Source organism: Pseudomonas frederiksbergensis (genome assembly GCF_003732665.1).
Taxonomy (GTDB): Bacteria; Pseudomonadota; Gammaproteobacteria; order Pseudomonadales; family Pseudomonadaceae; genus Aquipseudomonas; species Aquipseudomonas frederiksbergensis_G.
The window spans coordinates 95,872-114,128 of record NZ_MOBP01000002.1 but is presented as its reverse complement, the minus strand read 5'-3'; the positions used below and the strand labels follow the sequence as shown (position 1 = coordinate 114,128).

The window sequence follows — 18,257 nt, the reverse complement described above, 5'->3', positions numbered from 1 at the left end:
ATCGACCCAAGTCCCCTGTGGGAGCGAGCTTGCTCGCGATGACGGCGGCACAGTCAAAAACCATGGCACCTGACACACCGCTTTCGCGAGCAGGCTCGCTCCCACAGTTGTTTGGTGTCGTCCGCAGAATTTATGATCGACCCAAGTCCCGTGTGGGAGCGAGCTTGCTCGCGATGACGGTGGCACCGGCAAAAACAATGCCTCCTGACACACCGCTTTCGCGAGCAAGCCCGCTCCCACATTGGTTTGAGGTTGTTAGAAGAGTATGTGATCGACGCAAGTCCCCTGTGGGAGCGAGCTTGCTCGCGATGACGGCGGCACAGTCAAAAACCATGGCACCTGACACACCGCTATCGCGAGCAGGCTCGCTCCCACATTGGTTTGATGTTGTTAGAAGAGTATGTGATCGACGCAAGTCCCCTGTGGGAGCGGGCTTGCTCGCGATGACGGCGGCACAGTCAAAAACCATGGCACCTGACACACCGCTATCGCGAGCAAGCTCGCTCCCACATTGGTTTGAGGTTGTTAGAAGAGTATGTGATCGACCCAAGTCCTCTGTGGGAGCGAGCTTGCTCGCGATGACGGCGGCACAGTCAAAAACCATGGCACCTGACACACCGCCTTCGCGAGCAAGCCCGCTCCCACATTGGTTTGATGTTGTTAGAAGAGTATGTGATCGACCCAAGTCCCCTGTGGGAGCGGGCTTGCTCGCGAAGGCGTCAGGTCTGGCGCGCCACGTTGCCGTTCATCGCGAGTAAGTTTTGTTCCTGCGGGGTCAGGGAATAAACCGATACCCAACCCCTGTCTCCGTCACCAGATGCCGCGGCTGTGAAGGGTCGACCTCGACCTTCTTGCGCAACCCGCCCATAAACACCCGCAGGTACGGCGTATCCGTCGTATGGGAAGGCCCCCACACCGCTTTCAACAACTGCAAATGGGTCAACACCCGATTCGGGTGGGAGCACAGGTGCACCAGCAACCGATACTCCAACGGCGTCAAATGCAGCGGCGCGCCGGAGCGTTCCACGACACGGCGTTCGATGTCGATGCGCACATCGCCAAAGCTCAGCACCGAATTATTGTCGGCATCCTTCGCCTGCCGGCGTAGCAGGGCGCGGACGCGGGCAAGCAGTTCCCCGGTGCCAAACGGCTTCACCAGATAGTCGTCGGCGCCCGTGTCCAGGGCGAGGATTTTGTCGGATTCGGCGCCGCGTGCCGACAACACGATGATGGGCACCGGCGACCAACTGCGCACATCACGGATCAGGTCGATGCCGTCGCCGTCGGGCAGGCCCAGGTCGAGGATGATCAGGTCCGGGCGGCGGGTGCCGGCGTCGATGAGGCCGCGGTGGAACGTGTCGGCTTCATGCACCTCCAGGCCTTCGGCTTGCAGGGCCATGCGCACGAAGCGGCGGATTTCCTTTTCGTCCTCGATGATCAGGACGTGGGGCACTGATTCGGTCATGGCTGTTCCTCGTCAGTCTGCGGGGCAAAGGATTCGATCATGGGCGGTGTTTCTCGCGGCAGGCGCAAGGTGAAGCAGGCGCCGCCCTCGGGCCGGGTGATGCCGACGATGCTGCCGTCGTGGGCCTGGGCGATGGCCCGGCAGATGGCCAGGCCCAGGCCAACGCCGGGGATCGCGCTTTCCTTCTTGCCGCGCATGAATTTGCTGAAGATCGCCTCTTCGTGACCGTGGGGCAGCCCCGGCCCTTCGTCGGCGACCCACACCTCAATGGTGTCCGCCGTGGCCGAGCCACCCAGATGGATAGTGGTGGCAGGCGGGGTGTATTTGACGGCGTTTTCGATCAGGTTGATCAGGATGCGTTCGATCAGCACCGCGTCGATCCTCACCGGTGGCAAGTCATCCTCCAGGGCGACGTGCACGCTGCGCCCGCCGAGGATCGGCTGCACGGCACGTAACGCACTGCCGACCACGTCTTCCACCGGTTGCCACTGGCGATTGAGCACCACTTTGCCGGACTCCAGCCGCGCCATGTCCAGCAAGTTGTTGACCAGGGTGTTCATGCGCAGCGCCGATTCACCCACCGCCGTAGCGATTTCAGCGGCTTCGCCGGTCAAGGCTGGCTGGGTCAGTTTGAGCGCTTCGGCGAGCCCGACCATCACCGACAACGGCGTGCGCAAATCATGGGAAATCGCCGAGAGCAGCGAGTTGCGCAAGCGCTCGGATTCCATTTGCACGGTCGTGTCCTGGGCCACGTTGATGTAGTGGATTCGTTCCAGGGAGATGGCCAGCAACGACGCGCAAGTGTCGAGCAGGCGCCGCTGTTCCGGGACCACCAGCCGCGTCGTATCCCGAGGCTGTACGGCGAGGATGCCACGCACCCGCATCGGCGCCGACAGCGGCAGATAGAGCGTGGTGCTGGAGGGCAGGGTGTCGGTGCCGTAACCGGCCGGTTCGGTTTTATCGAATGACCACTGCGCAATTGCCAGATCGACTTGCGGGGCGTCACCGGTGAACATCGGCGCCAGCAATTTGTTGTTGTCATCGGCCACCAGCAACGCCGAGCGGGCGCCAAACTCGGCTGACAGAAACTGCGCGCTGATCTCGGCGACCTGCTCGGTGATCAGCGCGGCGGACAACAAGCGCGACATGTCATACAGCGCCCGCATGCGGTCTTCGCGCCGTTGCGCCACCCGCGCTTGATACGTCAGGCCGGCGGTCATCTGCCCGATCACCAACGCCACCACCAACATGACCACGAAGGTCACCAGGTACTGCACATCGGCGAAGGCAAAAGAAAAACGCGGCGAGACAAAGAAAAAATCGAAGGCGCCCACAGACACGAACGCCGCCATTACCGCCGGGCCGCGACCGAAACGCACCGCCACGGCGACCACCGCGAGCAAAAACAGCATGACGATATTGGCCTGTTCCAGAACGCTCGCCAGCGGCAAGGCAATCAGCGTCGTCACCGCGCAGATCCCGGCGCTCCACAGATACGTTGACCACAGGATTGGACTTTCGCGGGTTTCAGTCGCGGTCTCGGGGCGCGGACTGTTGGCTGGCAACGACACTTGAATCACATCCAGATCCGCGCCCAACGCGCCAATCCGATCCGCCAGCACCTGACGCCAGAATCGACGCTTTGGATGCTCATCCCGGCCCAATACCACCTTGGACAGGTTGTGCAGCCGCGCATATTTCACCAGGGCTTCGGCAATGTCCTGGCCAGCCAGGGTAGAGATTTGCGCGCCCATGTCCTGGGCCAGTTTCAGGGCTGCCAGCACCCGCCGACGCTTGGCTTCGGGCAAGCGCTGCAAGGCCGGGGTTTCGACATACACCGCGTGCCACGGCACATTCAACTGAGCGGCCAGGCGCGCCGTCGAACGTACGGTTTTTTCCGCTTGCTCATGGGGGCCGATGCAGGCGAGCAGCGAGTCGCGGGTGCCCCACACCGGTTTCACCGCGCTGCTTTGGCGGTACTGCAACATGTCGCTGTCGACCCGGTCGGCGGTGCGCCGCAGCGCCAGTTCGCGCAGGGCGATCAGGTTGCCTTTGCGAAAGAAATTCTGCACCGCACGCTCGGCCTGTTGCGCCAGGTAGACCTTGCCTTCCTTCAAGCGCTGCAACAGATCGTCGGGCGGCAAGTCGACGATCACCACCTCGTCGGCGGTATCGAACACATGGTCGGGCACGGTTTCCCACACGCGAATGCCGGTGATGCCGCCCACAATGTCGTTGAGGCTTTCCAGGTGCTGGACGTTCATCGTTGACCAAACGTCGATCCCGGCGCTGAGCAGTTCTTCCACGTCTTGCCAACGTTTCGGATGCCGCGAGCCGACGGCATTGGAGTGGGCCAGTTCGTCGATCAGGATCAGCCCCGGTGCGCGGGCGAGGGCGGCGTCGAGGTCGAATTCGCTGACGGTGCGCTGCTTGTCGATGACCCGTTTGAGCGGCAGTATTTCGAGGCCTTCGATCAGGGCGTGGGTTTCGGCGCGGCCGTGGGTTTCGATCACGCCGATCAGCACGTTGATGGCCTGTAACTGCGCGGTATGAGCGGCGGCGAGCATGGCGTAGGTCTTGCCGACCCCGGCGCTGGCGCCAAAGAAAATCTTCAGCCGACCGCGTTTGGCTTGCGCTTCCTCTTCGCGAATCCGGGCCAGTAGCTGGTCCGGGTCAGGACGTTGTTCGGCCATCACCCTCACCGTGTGTGAGTTGCCGCTCAGTGGGCGGCGTCGAGCGCCAGGTTCAGGGCCAACACGTTGACCCGAGGCTCGCCGAGGAACCCGAGCAGCGTGCCTTCAGCATACTCGCCGATCAGTTGCCGGACCTTCTCCACCGGCACGTTACGCACCCGCGCCACCCGCCCGGCCTGATACAGCGCGGCGGCCACGCTGATCTGCGGATCAAGACCACTGGCGGAACTGTAGACCAGGTCGGCGGGCACCGTGGCGTTGTTGCCGGGATCGGCCGCGTGCAGCGCCTCGATCCGGCCCTTCACCGCGTCCATCAGCGCCGGGTTCAGCGGGCCGAGGTTCGAACCGCTGGAGGCCTGGGCGTTATAGGGCATGGGGCTGGTGGCGGACGGGCGGCTCCAGAAATACTTCGGATCGCTGAAGCCCTGGCCGATGAGCAGCGAACCGACGGTTTTGCCGTCGCGCTCGATCAGGCTGCCGGCGGCCTGATGGGGAAACACCAGCCGCGCAATGCCGGTCGTCACCAACGGATAAGCCAGGCCGGTGAGCAGGGAAAAGACAATCAACAGGGTCAACGCCGGACGCAATTGAGTGGTCATGACAGTGCTCCCTCAAACCAGACCGACAGCGGCCAACGCCATGTCGATGATTTTGATGCCGATGAATGGAACGATGACCCCGCCCAAGCCGTAGATCAGCAGGTTGCGCCGCAGCAACAGGGCGGCGCCGACCGGACGGTATTTCACGCCTTTGAGCGCCAGCGGGATCAGGAAAATGATGATCAGCGCATTGAAAATCACCGCCGACAGCACCGCGGAATTCGGACTGGTCAGCCCCATGATGTTCAGCGCCGCCAGGGACGGATAGGTGGTGACGAACGCCGCCGGGACGATGGCGAAATACTTGGCCACGTCGTTGGCAATCGAAAACGTGGTCAGCGAGCCCCGGGTCATCAGCATTTGTTTACCGGTTTCCACCACCTCGATGAGCTTGGTCGGGTTGCTGTCCAGATCGACCATGTTCCCGGCTTCCTTCGCCGCTTGGGTCCCTGAGTTCATCGCCACCGCGACATCGGCCTGGGCCAGCGCCGGGGCGTCGTTGGTGCCGTCGCCGGTCATCGCCACCAGGCGACCTTCAGCCTGATAGCGGCGGATCAGCTCGAGTTTCTGCTCCGGCGTGGCTTCGGCCAGAAAGTCATCGACCCCGGCTTCGGCGGCGATGGCGGCGGCGGTGACGCGGTTGTCGCCGGTGACCATCACGGTCTTGATGCCCATGCGGCGCAGTTCGACGAAGCGTTCCTTGATCCCGCCCTTGACGATGTCCTTGAGCTCGATCACCCCCAAGACCTTGGCGCCGTCGGCTACCACCAACGGTGTGCTGCCCCGGCGCGCGACGTCTTCGACGATGGTTTGCACGGCGTCGGGGAAGTGGCCGCCCAGGCTTTGCACATGGCGCAGGATCGCCTCGCCGGCGCCTTTGCGCAGTTGGCGAGTGCCCATGTCCACGCCGCTCATGCGGGTTTGCGCCGAGAAGTGCACGAAGTGGGCGTCGAGTGCGCCGATGTCCCGTTCGCGCAGGTTGAAGCGTTGTTTGGCCAGCACGACGATGCTGCGGCCTTCGGGGGTTTCGTCGGCCAGGGAGGCGAGTTGCGCCACGTCTACCAGGTCCGCTTCCTTGATCCCGGGCGCGGGCAAAAACGCCGAGGCGTGACGGTTGCCGAGGGTGATGGTGCCGGTCTTGTCCAGCAACAGAACGTCCACGTCACCGGCCGCCTCCACGGCGCGGCCGGAGGTGGCGATGACGTTGGCTTCCATCATGCGGCTCATGCCCGCGACACCGACCGCCGACAGCAGGCCGGCAATCGTGGTAGGGATCAGGCACACCAGCAGCGAGATCAGCACGGTGATGGAAACCGGCGTCCCGACCTGGGCCACCGAGACCCCGAACAGCGAGAAGGGCAGCAGGGTCACTGTGACGCCGAGGAAGACGATGGTCAGCGCCACCAGCAGGATCGACAGGGCGATTTCATTCGGGGTTTTTTGCCGTTTGGCGTTCTCGACCATGGCGATCATGCGATCGACAAACGTTTCACCGGGGTTGGTGGTGACGCGCACCACGATCCAGTCCGACAACACGCGGGTGCCGCCGGTCACGGCGGAGAAATCGCCGCCACATTCGCGAATTACCGGCGCCGATTCACCGGTGATCGCTGATTCGTCCACCGACGCCGCGCCTTCGATGATTTCGCCGTCGGCGGGGATGATTGAGTCGCCCAGATCGCCGGCCTCGACCACCACCACATCGCCTTTGCACAGGCCGCTCGATTGCGCCAATTGCCATTCGGCGCCGTAGTGCGGTTCGCGCAGTTTCTTGGCCCAGGTTTCCTTTTTCAGGTCCCGCAGCGAAGCCGCTTGGGCCTTACTGCGCCCTTCGGCCAGGGCTTCGGCAAAGTTGGCGAACAGCACGGTGAACCACAGCCACAGGGCAATCGCCAGGATGAATCCGCTGCTGGCCTCACCCTGGCCGCGCAGGGCCTGGACCCACAGGGCGCTGGTGATGATCGCGCCGATGTAGACGACGAACATCACCGGGTTGCGCCACTGGATTCTGGGGCTGAGTTTGCGCACTGACTCAACGATGGCCGGGGTGATGAGTTTGGGGTCGAACAAGGAGAACGCTTTGCGTGTCATGTCCGTGATCTCACTTGATCAGATTGAGGTGTTCGACGACAGGTCCGAGCGCGAGCGCCGGCACGTAGTTCAGCAAACCGACCAGCAGCACCGTGCCGATCAGCAGCACCACGAACAGCAGGCCGTGGGTGGGCATGGTGCCGCCGGTGACCGCCAGGCGTTTCTTCGCCGCCAGGCTGCCGGCGATGGCGAGCACCGGGACGATCACGCCGAAGCGGCCGAACCAGGCGACGATCGCCAGCATGGTGTTGTAGAACGGCGTGTTGGCCGACAGCCCGGCGAAGGCGCTGCCGTTGTTGTTGGCGGCCGAGCTGAAGGCGTAGAGGATTTCTGAAAACCCGTGGGCACCCGGGTTGGCGATCCCCAGCCGTCCGGCCTCGGCCATGACCGCGATGGCGGTGCCGAAAAGTACCAGCAGCGGCGTCACCAGAATCGCGATGGCGACCATTTTCATCTCGTAGGCTTCGATCTTCTTGCCCAGGTATTCCGGGGTGCGGCCGATCATCAGCCCGGCGATAAACACCGCCAGAATTGCGAACACCAACATCCCGTACAGCCCCGAGCCGGTGCCGCCGAACACCACTTCACCCAGTTGCATCAACACCAGCGGCACCGCGCCGCCCAGCGGGGTGAACGAGTCGTGCATGGCGTTGACCGCCCCGCAGGACGCGGCGGTGGTCACGGCAGCAAACAGGCTGGAGGCGCTGATGCCGAAGCGCAGTTCCTTGCCCTCCATATTGCCTGCCGTCGTATCGATGCCCAGCGCAGAAAACTGCGGGTTGCCCAGTTGTTCGTAGTGGGTGACGGCGATCACTGCGACCACAAAAATAATGCTCATCGTCGCCAGCAGCGCCCAGCCTTGGCGGATGTCACCGACGACATGGCCGAAGACGAAACACAGCGCAGTCGGGATCAGGAAAATCGCGATCAGTTGCAGGAAATTTGTCAGCGCGGTGGGGTTCTCATAAGGGTGCGCCGAGTTGGCATTGAAGAAACCGCCGCCGTTGGTGCCGAGCATCTTGATCGCTTCTTGCGAGGCGACCGGGCCCATGGCGATGGTTTGCTTGTCGGTGCTGGCGGCCACGGTGACGGGGCTGCCCTGGGCGTCGAGCTTGGGTTGGCCGGCGTCTGTGAGCACTGGCGCCTGGTACTGCATGACTTCCATCGTCGTCACGTCTTTGTAGGGATCCAGATTCTGGATCGCGCCCTGGCTGACGAAGAACAGCGCGAAGATCAGCGACAGCGGCAGCAGGACCCACAACGTGATGCGGGTCAGGTCGGCCCAGGCGTTGCCGATGCTGCTGGCGCTGTGGCGGGCGAAGCCGCGAATCAGCGCCACGGCCACGACGATGCCGGTGGCGGCCGAGAGGAAGTTTTGTACGGTGAGCGCGAGCATCTGCGTCAGGTAGCTCATCGTTGATTCACCGCCATAGCCTTGCCAGTCGGTGTTGGTGACGAAACTGGCGGCGGTGTTGAACGACGAGTCCGGCGTCACCGCGCCGAAGCCTTGCGGGTTGAACGGCAGAAAACCTTGCAAGCGTTGCAGGGCATAGACGAAGAGCAATCCCAGGGCGTTGAACAGGATCAGGGCGAGGGCATATTGCAGCCAACTCATCTGCGCTTCGGGCGTGACCCCGGCCAGGCGATACAGCGGCGACTCAATCCGCGTGCCGAGGGCAAAGCGGCCCTCCATCACCGTGGTCAACCACCGCCCGAGGGGCCAGGCCAATAGACCCAACACCAGCAAAAAGGCCCCGAGGAGGATCCAGGCTTGAGTGGTCATAGGAAGTCCTCCGGAAAAAACAGCGCGGCGACCAGGTACACCAGCAACCCGGCCGCGATGATGCCGCCGAACAGATAAAAACCGGTCATGACCGTCTCCTGTCCAGCGCCGCGCAGCCATAGGCCAGGCCGATCAGACTGATGACAAACACGGCACCGAGGATGATAAAAATGAAGTCCATGGCGTTCCCTCCTGCTATGAGCAAAAGCCTAGAGAGATGCCTGGTAAGTTGTTATCAGGATTGAAGGTGGGGGAATAAAGATCTCATAAAGACCCACGCAAACCTGTAGGAGCAAAGCTTGCTCGCGAAGGCGTCGGCCCAGTCGATAACAATGTCGCCTGACACACCGCCTTCGCGAGCAAGCCCGCTCCCACATTTTGTCTTGTGTTGTTCGCAGGGTGTGTGGGCGGCCCAGGCCCCCTGTGGGAGCGAGCTTGCTCGCGAAGGCGTCAGGCCTGACACACCGCGTTATCGTTCATCGCGAGCAAGCTTTGCTCCTACAACCTGCACGCCGATCAGCAAAATCCCGCCGTGCGTTGACGATTATTTTGTTGTGCGATACAACTAAATCAACGTTACACACGAGGTGCGCGCCGTGATCGATTCCAACCTGATTAACCACGTTCGCTCGGCGTCGCGCCTGATGGTGCGCGAGTTGGGTTTTATGCAAGCCACGCTGGCGGCAACGGACTATCCGCCGTCCTCAGTGCACACCATCGTCGAGTTGGGCAATCGCGATTCCCTGACGGCGGTGGAACTGGTGGCGCTGTTGGGGCTGGAGAAATCCAGTGTCAGCCGCATGGTGCGCAAGCTGATCGAGGCCGGGGAGATTGAAGAGGTCCCCAACGAGCAGGATGCGCGCTCGAAAAAGCTGCAACTCACGGAGCAAGGCCGGCAAACCTTGCGCGCGGTGGATGCCTTCGCTATTGAGCGGGTCAGCGCGGCCATGACGCACTTGACCCGCACGCAGCAGCAAACGGTCAGCGATGGGCTCGGCCACTACGCGGCAGCCCTGCGCACCCAGCGGCTCGGTGCGCCACCACCGGATACCCCGTTGCAGATCGCTCGGGGTTATCGCCCCGGCATCATCGGGCGCATGGTCGAAATGCACGCCACCTATTACGCCAGGCACGCCAACTTCGGCCAGCCGTTCGAAAGCCTGGTGGCCAGCGACATGGCCGAGTTGATGGGGCGCCTGCATAACCCGCGCAACGAGGTATGGGTGGCGCTGGATGGCGAGCGGATTGTCGGTTCGATTGCCATTGATGGCGAAGGGGAGGATGCGGTGCTGCGTTGTTTTATTCTCGATGACAGCGCCCGGGGCAAGGGTGCCGGCAAGCGCCTGCTGGCTGAAGCGATCAGGTTCTGCGACGAATGGGGTTTTCGGGCGACGAAGCTCTGGACGTTCAAAGGTCTGGATGCGGCGCGCAAGCTGTATGAAGACGTGGGATTTACGTTGGCGCGGGAGGAAGAGGGGGAGCACTGGGGAGGGCGGATTACGGGTCAGTGGTTTGTTCGGCCCGGGGCGGGCAACCCACCTGGGAGCTAAAGGCTCCCAGGCAGGTCGATGCACTCAGCGGCGATCCAGCCACACGGTCTGCGCGTTGCAGAACTCCCGCACGCCAAAGTGCGACAGTTCACGGCCAAAGCCGCTTTTCTTCACGCCGCCAAAGGTCACCCGTGGGTCGCTGGCGCTGTAGCCATTGATAAACACACCGCCGGTTTCCAGTTCATCGGCCAGGTGTTTGGCCCGTTCCAGGTTGCGGGTGTAGATCGTGGCCGTCAGGCCGAATTCACTGTCATTGGCCAGGGCCAGCGCGTGGTCGGCATCCCGGGCGGTGATGATCGAGGCCACCGGGCCAAACAGTTCCTGCTTGAACGAGGTCATCTGGTCGGTGACGTCACCCAACACGGTGGGCTCGTAGACGTTGGCCGGGCCATCGCCTTTGTGGCCGCCGAGCAGCAGGGTCGCGCCTTCTTCCAGGGTGGCGCGCACTTGTTGGTCCAGTTCCTCACGCAGATCAAAACGCGCCATCGGACCGATGTAGGTCTCGGCGGCCAGTGGATCGCCGATCACCAGTTGGCGGGTGGCTTCGACGAATTTGCGAGTAAATTCCTCGACCACGCCTTGCTCGATGATCAAGCGCTTGGCCGCCGCGCAGACTTGTCCGGAGTTCTGGTAGCGGCCAATCACGGCCGCTTTTACGGCGTCGTCGAGGTCGGCATCGTTGAGCACAATGAACGGATCGGAACCCCCCAGTTCCAGCACGCACTTCTTCAACGCGGCACCGGCCTGGGCGCCGATGGCCATGCCGGCGCGCACGCTGCCGGTGAGGGTTACGGCGGCGATGCGCGGATCGGCGATGGCGGTGGAAACCCCCTCCGGCGAGACGTTGATCACTTCAAACACACCGTCGGCGAACCCGGCGCGCTGGATCGCATCACGCAGCAGATAGGTGCAGCCCATCACGTTCGGTGCGTGCTTGAGCACGTAGGTGTTGCCAGCGATCAATGCGGGGACGGCGCCGCGCAGCACCTGCCAGATCGGGAAGTTCCACGGCATCACGGCGAGGATCGGGCCCAGCGGGCGGTATTCGATGCGTGCCTTGCCGCCTTCAACCAGGGTTGGCTCGGCGTTGAGCATGGCGGGGCCGTGTTCGGCGTACCACTCGCACAGTTGCGCACACTTTTCGATTTCACCCCGGGCCTGGGTGATGGGCTTGCCCATTTCCAGGGTGATCATGCGCGCCAGTTTCGGCGCGTCTTCACGCAGTGCGTTGGCCAGGGCGGTCAACAACTGCGAGCGCTTTTGCAGCGGCGTGCGGCGCCACACGGAGAAGCCGCTGGCGGCACGGGCGAGGGCGGCGTCCAGTGCGGCCGGGGATTGGAAAGGGTAGTTGCCGATCTGCTCGCCGGTGGCGGGGTTGATCGAGATGGCGTGGGTGTGACTGGAAACCTGGGTCATGGCACCGTCCTGCTGGGTGGGTATGGGCTCAGGTTACTGGGGTGGTTGTTTTCTGGAAACTGAATAATACTGAGCGTATCGTTCACGTTTGGAGAATGACTTGGATCTGGTCCAGCTCGAAATTTTCAAGGCTGTCGCCGAGCACGGCAGCATCAGTGCGGCGGCTCAGCACATCCACCGGGTGCCGTCGAACCTGACCACGCGGATCAAGCAATTGGAGCAGGATCTGGGCGTCGATCTGTTTATCCGCGAGAAAAGCCGCTTGCGCCTGTCACCGGCGGGGTGGAGTTTTCTCGACTATGCCCGGCGCATTCTCGACCTGGTCCAGGAAGCCCGGGCCACCGTGGCGGGCGAAGAGCCCCAAGGCTCGTTCCCCCTCGGTTCGCTGGAGAGCACAGCGGCGGTGCGGATTCCCGAGTTGCTGGCCGCCTACAATCAAAAGCACGCCAAGGTTGAGCTGGACCTGTCCACCGGGCCGTCTGGCACCATGATTGACGGCGTCCTTTCCGGGCGATTGGCCGCCGCGTTCGTCGACGGCCCGGTGCTACACCCGGCCCTGGAAGGCGTGCCGGCGTTCGAGGAGGAGATGGTGGTGATCGCACCGCTCAACCATGCGCCGATCCACCGCGCGCGGGACGTCAACGGCGAAAACATCTATGCGTTCCGCTCCAACTGCTCGTACCGGCATCATTTTGAAAGCTGGTTCACCAAGGACGCCGCCGTGCCGGGCAAGATTTTCGAGATGGAGTCCTACCACGGCATGCTCGCCTGCGTCAGTGCCGGTGCGGGCCTGGCGCTGATGCCCCGCAGTATGCTCGACAGCATGCCGGGCTGCACCACGGTGAGCGTCTGGCCGCTGTCGCAGTCTTTCCGTTATTTGCGCACCTGGCTGGTTTGGCGCCGGGGCACGGTGTCGCAAAGCCTGACCATGTTTGTGCGTTTACTGGAGGAGCGGGGCGTGGTGCAAGCAGCGGCCTGAAAAAGAGCTGGCAGTGCTGATACCAATTGGCCACTATTTCCGGTAGAGTGCGCGCCGCTCGGGAGATGGATCCGGAGCGTTCTCTAAATGGAGTTACACCGTGAATTACCTCAGCAAGATGGTTGCCGTTGCACTGTTCGGTCTGGTTTTGGCAGGTTGCACTGGCACCCCGATGACGACCCAGCACTACGACGCTAACCAATACACCGTCCTGGGCCACAGCGAAGCCACCGCCACGGGCCTGCTGCTGTTCGGTTGCATCCCGATCAAGCACAACAACCGTTTTGTTCGCGCACAAGATGCAGCGATCAAGGCCAAGGGCGGCGATGCCATGATCAACACCCAGGTGCAGGAAAACTGGTTCTGGGCTTACGTCCTGACCGGTTACACCACCAAGGTTTCGGGTGATGTGATCAAGCTGAAAACCGTTCAGTAAGCCCCTGTGGGAGGTCATGCCCTGAGAGTCCGCAGGCATGAAAAAGCCCGCACGAAGCGGGCTTTTAAATTTGAGTAGGTGGCCGGTGCTGGTCTCCGGCTTACGAGATTTATCAGGCCTCTCACAGTAACGTTTTGTGCGTTGCTGCCTCACACGGCATAAGGGCTGGATCTCAGCGCGGAGATCTTTCTAACCGTGTACCCTTCGGAGCGCGCCCCACGCGTTCTCGCTATCCTCTTGCGCATCAGTCTGCGTCTTCACCTACAACTTCAGAATAGCCAATAAATCCAAGGTCCGGGCCGGTCTTTTTAGATCGATTGTGCCCAAGCAAAAGCTGCGCAGGACGGAAAAAAGCTATCGAGATTTGCGGCCCGGCGATTTGTTGAAGTAGTATACGTTTCATATGCATTTCATATCGGATGGATTTGTGGGAATCGTCAAAATTTCAGAAGACATGCACGAGAATCTGCGCGTCGCCAGCAATGCGCTGAGCCGCTCGATCAACGCCCAGGCCGAGCACTGGATGCGCATCGGCATGCTCGCCGAGTTGCACCCGGACCTCGATCACAACGCGATCTGCCGTTTGCTGATCCGTGCTGAACAGGCCGGCGGCCTCGATCTGCAACAGGTGTGCGCACTGGCCGATGAGTCGCCAGTCGTCGCGGGAGCCGTGCAATGAACCGTGCTGTGAAAGCCAACGTCCCGTTCAACACCCCGGCGCAAATCGCTCAGTCTGGCGTGGCGGGCAAACTGGCGGCTGAAGTGCTGGCGATGATCACGCCGCACATCAAGGCCGGGGTCAGTACCGACGACCTTGATCGGCTGTGCCACGACTACATCGTCAATGTGCAGAAGGCCATTCCCGGCAACATCGGCTATCACGGCTTTCCGAAAACCGTGTGCGCATCGGTCAACGAAGTGGTGTGCCACGGCATCCCGTCGTCCCGGATCCTGAAGGACGGCGACATCGTTAATATCGACATTGCCGTGGTCAAGGATGGTTGGTTCGGCGACACCAGCCGCATGTATTTCGTCGGCGAGCCGAGCCCGGAGGCGCGTCGCCTGGTGCAGACCACCTATGAAGCCATGTGCGCCGGGATCCGCGTGGTGCGCCCCGGTGCAACGCTGGGCGATATTGGCCACGCGATCCAGAGCGTGGCCGAGCGCGACGGCTTCAGTGTGGTGCGCGAGTACTGCGGGCACGGCATTGGCAAGGTCTATCACGATGAGCCGCAGGTTCTGCATTACGGCTTTCCGGGCCAGGGGATGACGCTCAAGACCGGGATGATCTTCACCATCGAGCCGATGCTCAACGCCGGCAAGCGCCACGTGAAAACCCTGGCCGATGGCTGGACCGTGGTGACCAAGGACCTGTCCTGGTCGGCGCAATGGGAGCACATGGTGGCGGTCACCGACGACGGCTTCGAAGTCCTGACCTCATGGCCGGATCAGGTAGAAGGCTATCCGGCGCCGTAACCACTCCCGGATAAACCGATGCCCCTGTGGGATTTATGTGGGGACGAGAATCTCATTCTCAACACGATCAACGGTGGGAGCGAGCCTGCTCGCGAAAGCGGTGTGTCAGTCAACGATGATGTCGACTGACACGGCCCCTTCGCGAGCAAGCTCGCTCCCACACGGGATTTGTGTCGGGACGAAGAGCTTATTTTCAACACGATCAACGGTGGGAGCGGGCTTGCTCGCGAAAGCGGTGTGTCAGTCAACGATGATGTTGACTGACACGGCCTCTTCGCGAGCAAGCCCGCTCCCACAAGGGATTTGTGTCGGGACGAAGAGCTTATTTTCAACACGATCAACTGTGGGAGCGGGCTTGCTCGCGAAAGCGGTGTGTCAGTCAACGATGATGTCGACTGACACGGCCCCTTCGCGAGCAAGCCCGCTCCCACAAGGGATTTGTGTGGGGACGAGGATCTCATTCACAACACGATCAACGGTGGGAGCGGGCTTGCTCGCGAAAGCGGTGTGTCAGTCAACGATGATGTCGACTGACACGGCCTATTCGCGAGCAAGCCCGCTCCCACACGGGATTTGTGTGGGGACGAAGAGCTTATTTTCAACACGATCAACGGTGGGAGCGGGCTTGCCCGCGAAAGCGGTGTGTCAGTCAACGATGACGTCGACTGATACGGCCCCTTCGCGAGCAAGCCCGCTCCCACAAGGGATTTGTGTGGGGACGAAGAGCTTATTTTCAACACGATCAACTGTGGGAGCGGGCTTGCTCGCGAAAGCGGTATGTCAGTCGACGATGATGTTGACTGACACGGCCTCTTCGCGAGCAAGCCCGCTCCCACAAGGGGATTTGAGCCCGTCTTGGGGATTCAGGCGGTGCTGCAAACCCGATTCCGTCCCGCGCCCTTGGCTTGGTACAACTGCTGATCGGCGCGTTTGATCAGCGCTGAGGTGTTGCTGTCCGAGAGTTCGGCCAGGCCCACGCCGATGCTCACGGTGACCCGGCCAACCGTGGCAAAGGAGGCCCCGGCGATGGCTGCACGGACTTTCTCGGCCACGACGTCGGGGCTTTCCGGCTCTTCGATTTCCGGTAACAGCACGGCGAACTCTTCGCCACCGTAGCGAGCGACAAAATCGGTGGCGCGGGTGCTGCCCTGGATCAGCCGGGCCAGGTGTTTCAGCACCTCGTCGCCGATGGCATGGCCGTACGTGTCGTTGATGCGCTTGAAGTGATCGACGTCGATGAACAGCAACGCGAACGGACGTCCCGTGCGCTGGAACAACAGGCTGCATTCGGCCAGTTTTTCATCGAATCGGCGACGGTTGAACACGCCGGTCAGCCCATCGTGGATCGCCAGTTTCAGCAAATCGGCGTTGGCCTGGGTGAGGGCGGCGGTGCGTTGCGCGACCGTGGCTTCCAGGGACGCATTGGCGTCTTGCAGTTCGCGCTCCTTGCCGAGCAATGACTGGGTCATGCCCTGGATCGACTGCACCAGTTGGGCGATTTCCCGCACGGAGTGATGCACCGGAAAAACCACGTCCGGTTGCTGCTCGCGCACCTGCTTGGCGGCCCGGGCCAGTTGTTCGATCGGGCGGCTGAGGTACAGCGCCAGGTAGTACGCCACCAGACCGAAAATCACCGCCGCCAAAACCCCCAGCGCCAGTAACTTGTAAAACAGGATCCGCGCCGGCTGCAGGGCGATGTCCAGCGGTTGCCTGACCGCGATGTACCACGTGAGGCCCGCGCTCGACGGCGTCGGCACCGCGACCGCACTGGTCAGGTAACCATGGCCCACCGACCAGCCCGGCCCAGCGCCGGGTTTTTGCGATGTGCCGGGCAGATTGGGCAACTGCTCCCCGGCGAGTTGTTCCGGGTAAAGCACTTTGCCGTCGTGATCGACGATCAACGCCTCGACGTCTGGCGTGCCCTTTTGCAACACAGCGGCATCGACAATCCTGGTCACCCAGCTCCAGTGCGCGTGGGCGCCCAGGACACCCACCACTTCACCCTTGGTATTGCGGATCGGCGCGGCGAAATCAATAAAGCGCAACGGCTCGCCACCGGGGTTGCCCGGCAGCAGCTTGGCCAGCAACACCGCTTCGTGCGGATCGCCGGTGTAGTCACTGCGCAACCCGGCCTGGAACCACGGACGCTCCTTCACCGACTGATTGACCAACAGCCCGTTCACCGCTTGGCGCACCCGGCCATCCGCATCGGCCACGCCCATCCAGGCGTATTCGGCGCGGGACTGGGTGCGCAGTTCCATCGAGGTCAAAATGTCTGGATCGTCGAGGTTGCCGCGCTTGAACAACGGCGCGCGACTGAGCAGGGATACTTCGAGCTGGCGCTCACGCAGTTGCGCCCCCAGCAGTTCAGCGGCCGACTTGGCGGTGCTCAACAACGCATTGCCGCTCGCCTGCTTCATCTGCTCGGTGGCGATATGGCCGACGTAGAAACCCACGCTCATTAACGTGAGCAGCGACAAACCGGCAAACCAGAGGGTCAGGTGGCTACGCAGGCTTGCTTTAAACATGAGAATGACTGCCGTTCGGGGTTGGCGGCATGGTAGGCGCAATGACTGGTTTGGAAAAGCCAATGGGAGAAATCATCAGGCAAAAAAAATGCCGCCGGTTAAGGCAGCAATAAAAAAACACGCGTTGTATGACCTGAGTATTGACCCTGTCAGATGACAGAATGATGACGATCAGTAGACTTGCGGCACGATCAGCTCCGGTGGCGTCGGGTTGCGGGAATAGTCTTCCTGGCGCACACGCTGGGGCAGTTCGATCATCGGCTGCTCGACTTCTTCATAGGGCATTTGCTTGAGCAGGTGGCTGATGCAGTTCAGGCGCGCCTTCTTCTTGTCGTCGGCTTGCACCACCCACCACGGCGCTTCGGCGATGTGGGTGCGTTCGAGCATGATTTCCTTGGCCTTGGTATAGGCTTCCCAGCGCCGGCGGGATTCCAGGTCCATGGGGCTGAGTTTCCACTGCTTGAGCGGGTCATGGATGCGGCTGAGGAAGCGCAGGTTCTGTTCCTGGTCGGAAATCGAGAACCAATATTTGATCAACTGAATGCCGGAGCGGGCGAGCATGCGCTCGAACTCTGGCACGGTGCGGAAAAACTCTTCGTACTGATCATCGTTGCAAAAGCCCATGACCTTTTCGACCCCGGCGCGGTTGTACCAACTGCGGTCGAACAGCACGATTTCCCCCGCCGCCGGCAAATGCGAAACGTAGCGCTGGAAGTACCACTGGGTCTGTTCGCGATCATTCGGCGCGGGCAGGGCGGCGACGCGGCACACCCTTGGGTTGAGGCGCTGGGTGATGCGCTTGATCACGCCACCCTTGCCGGCGGCGTCGCGGCCTTCGAACAGGATCACCACTTTGGCGCCGGTCTTGACCACCCAGCTTTGCAGCTTCACCAGTTCGCCTTGCAGACGGAACAGTTCGCTGAAATAGCGGCGTCGTTCTTCTTTCTCGCTGCCGTCGTTGACGTGGCCGTCGAACAGCTCGTCGAGGTTGTGGCCGTCCTCCAGCAGTTCCAGTTCCAGTTCTTCGTCGCTGTGATCGAGCAGCTCGCGGTGGATTCGCTGTATCAGGGTGTCGTTATTCGCAAGCATGGTGGGAGGCTCCCGTGGAAGGTGGCGTTGACATGGTATTGCGGGAGATATGACGAAGTGGTGACGAAAAGGCTGTAGGACATTGCATAGGGCGGTGTCATCTTCGTGTCACCTAAGCCATGGCAAGATCTTCGCAAACCGTCTTGAAGGCT

At 61.9% G+C, this 18,257-nt stretch carries 15 protein-coding genes; 5 read left to right on the top strand and 10 right to left on the bottom strand.

The annotated features are described in order from the left end of the window. Nucleotides 1-775: 775 nt before the first annotated feature. The 6 genes from BK665_RS03450 to kdpF are packed head-to-tail and all read right to left on the bottom strand — an operon-like array spanning nt 776 to nt 8,720. Nucleotides 776-1,465 carry a response regulator gene (locus tag BK665_RS03450; protein ID WP_123402875.1) on the bottom strand — a complete coding sequence of 230 codons (690 nt, stop codon included), beginning with the start codon at nt 1,463-1,465 and terminating at the stop codon, nt 776-778. Continuing rightward, on the bottom strand, nt 1,462-4,158 hold the full coding sequence (gene kdpD, locus BK665_RS03445) for a two-component system sensor histidine kinase KdpD (protein WP_123402874.1): 2,697 nt from the start codon (nt 4,156-4,158) through the stop codon (nt 1,462-1,464). Before kdpD ends, BK665_RS03450 begins: the two co-directional genes overlap by 4 nt. A gap of 26 nt (nt 4,159-4,184) precedes the next feature. Continuing rightward, nucleotides 4,185-4,757 (bottom strand): potassium-transporting ATPase subunit KdpC, encoded by a 573-nt coding sequence (gene kdpC / locus BK665_RS03440; RefSeq protein WP_123402873.1) that lies wholly within the window; start codon nt 4,755-4,757, stop codon nt 4,185-4,187. A gap of 12 nt (nt 4,758-4,769) precedes the next feature. Next, a complete protein-coding gene (kdpB, locus tag BK665_RS03435; RefSeq protein ID WP_123402872.1) occupies nt 4,770-6,848 on the bottom strand; it encodes a potassium-transporting ATPase subunit KdpB in 2,079 nt (692 codons plus the stop codon). Nucleotides 6,849-6,858: 10 nt separating this feature from the next. After that, the gene (kdpA, locus tag BK665_RS03430) at nt 6,859-8,631 is read right to left on the bottom strand and encodes a potassium-transporting ATPase subunit KdpA (RefSeq protein WP_123402871.1); all 1,773 of its coding nucleotides are present in this window, start codon (nt 8,629-8,631) and stop codon (nt 6,859-6,861) included. Beyond that, nucleotides 8,628-8,720, bottom strand: coding sequence for a K(+)-transporting ATPase subunit F (gene kdpF / locus BK665_RS03425; protein ID WP_123402870.1), 93 nt, complete (start codon nt 8,718-8,720; stop codon nt 8,628-8,630). The genes kdpA and kdpF overlap by 4 nt, the downstream gene beginning before the upstream one ends. A 555-nt stretch (nt 8,721-9,275) precedes the next feature. Here kdpF and BK665_RS03420 point away from each other — a divergent pair. Beyond that, nucleotides 9,276-10,181 (top strand): bifunctional helix-turn-helix transcriptional regulator/GNAT family N-acetyltransferase, encoded by a 906-nt coding sequence (locus BK665_RS03420; RefSeq protein ID WP_123403120.1) that lies wholly within the window; start codon nt 9,276-9,278, stop codon nt 10,179-10,181. 24 nt (nt 10,182-10,205) lie between these two features. Here BK665_RS03420 and BK665_RS03415 read toward each other — a convergent pair whose 3' ends face one another. After that, the gene (locus BK665_RS03415; RefSeq protein WP_123402869.1) at nt 10,206-11,597 is read right to left on the bottom strand and encodes an aldehyde dehydrogenase family protein; all 1,392 of its coding nucleotides are present in this window, start codon (nt 11,595-11,597) and stop codon (nt 10,206-10,208) included. 100 nt (nt 11,598-11,697) lie between these two features. Between BK665_RS03415 and ptrR the strand changes: the two genes are divergently transcribed. Further along, on the top strand, nt 11,698-12,576 hold the full coding sequence (ptrR, locus tag BK665_RS03410) for a putrescine utilization regulator PtrR (protein ID WP_123402868.1): 879 nt from the start codon (nt 11,698-11,700) through the stop codon (nt 12,574-12,576). 100 nt (nt 12,577-12,676) lie between these two features. Beyond that, on the top strand, nt 12,677-13,012 hold the full coding sequence (locus BK665_RS03405; protein ID WP_123402867.1) for a hypothetical protein: 336 nt from the start codon (nt 12,677-12,679) through the stop codon (nt 13,010-13,012). 244 nt (nt 13,013-13,256) lie between these two features. Here BK665_RS03405 and BK665_RS34405 read toward each other — a convergent pair whose 3' ends face one another. Next, nucleotides 13,257-13,415, bottom strand: coding sequence for a hypothetical protein (locus BK665_RS34405; RefSeq protein WP_185076414.1), 159 nt, complete (start codon nt 13,413-13,415; stop codon nt 13,257-13,259). Nucleotides 13,416-13,439: 24 nt separating this feature from the next. Here BK665_RS34405 and BK665_RS03400 point away from each other — a divergent pair, with 24 nt between their 5' ends. After that, nucleotides 13,440-13,691, top strand: a complete 252-nt coding sequence (locus BK665_RS03400; RefSeq protein WP_123402866.1) for a ParD-like family protein — start codon at nt 13,440-13,442, stop codon at nt 13,689-13,691. Next, nucleotides 13,688-14,488, top strand: a complete 801-nt coding sequence (gene map / locus BK665_RS03395; RefSeq protein ID WP_375538923.1) for a type I methionyl aminopeptidase — start codon at nt 13,688-13,690, stop codon at nt 14,486-14,488. The genes BK665_RS03400 and map overlap by 4 nt, the downstream gene beginning before the upstream one ends. An 863-nt stretch (nt 14,489-15,351) precedes the next feature. Here map and BK665_RS03380 read toward each other — a convergent pair. Both BK665_RS03380 and ppk2 read right to left on the bottom strand, forming a co-directional pair. Then, complete coding sequence (locus BK665_RS03380; protein ID WP_123402864.1) at nt 15,352-17,016, bottom strand: sensor domain-containing diguanylate cyclase; 1,665 nt, start codon at nt 17,014-17,016, stop codon at nt 15,352-15,354. A gap of 171 nt (nt 17,017-17,187) precedes the next feature. Beyond that, nucleotides 17,188-18,105 carry a polyphosphate kinase 2 gene (ppk2, locus tag BK665_RS03375; RefSeq protein ID WP_123402863.1) on the bottom strand — a complete coding sequence of 306 codons (918 nt, stop codon included), beginning with the start codon at nt 18,103-18,105 and terminating at the stop codon, nt 17,188-17,190. Nucleotides 18,106-18,257 lie beyond the last annotated feature (152 nt).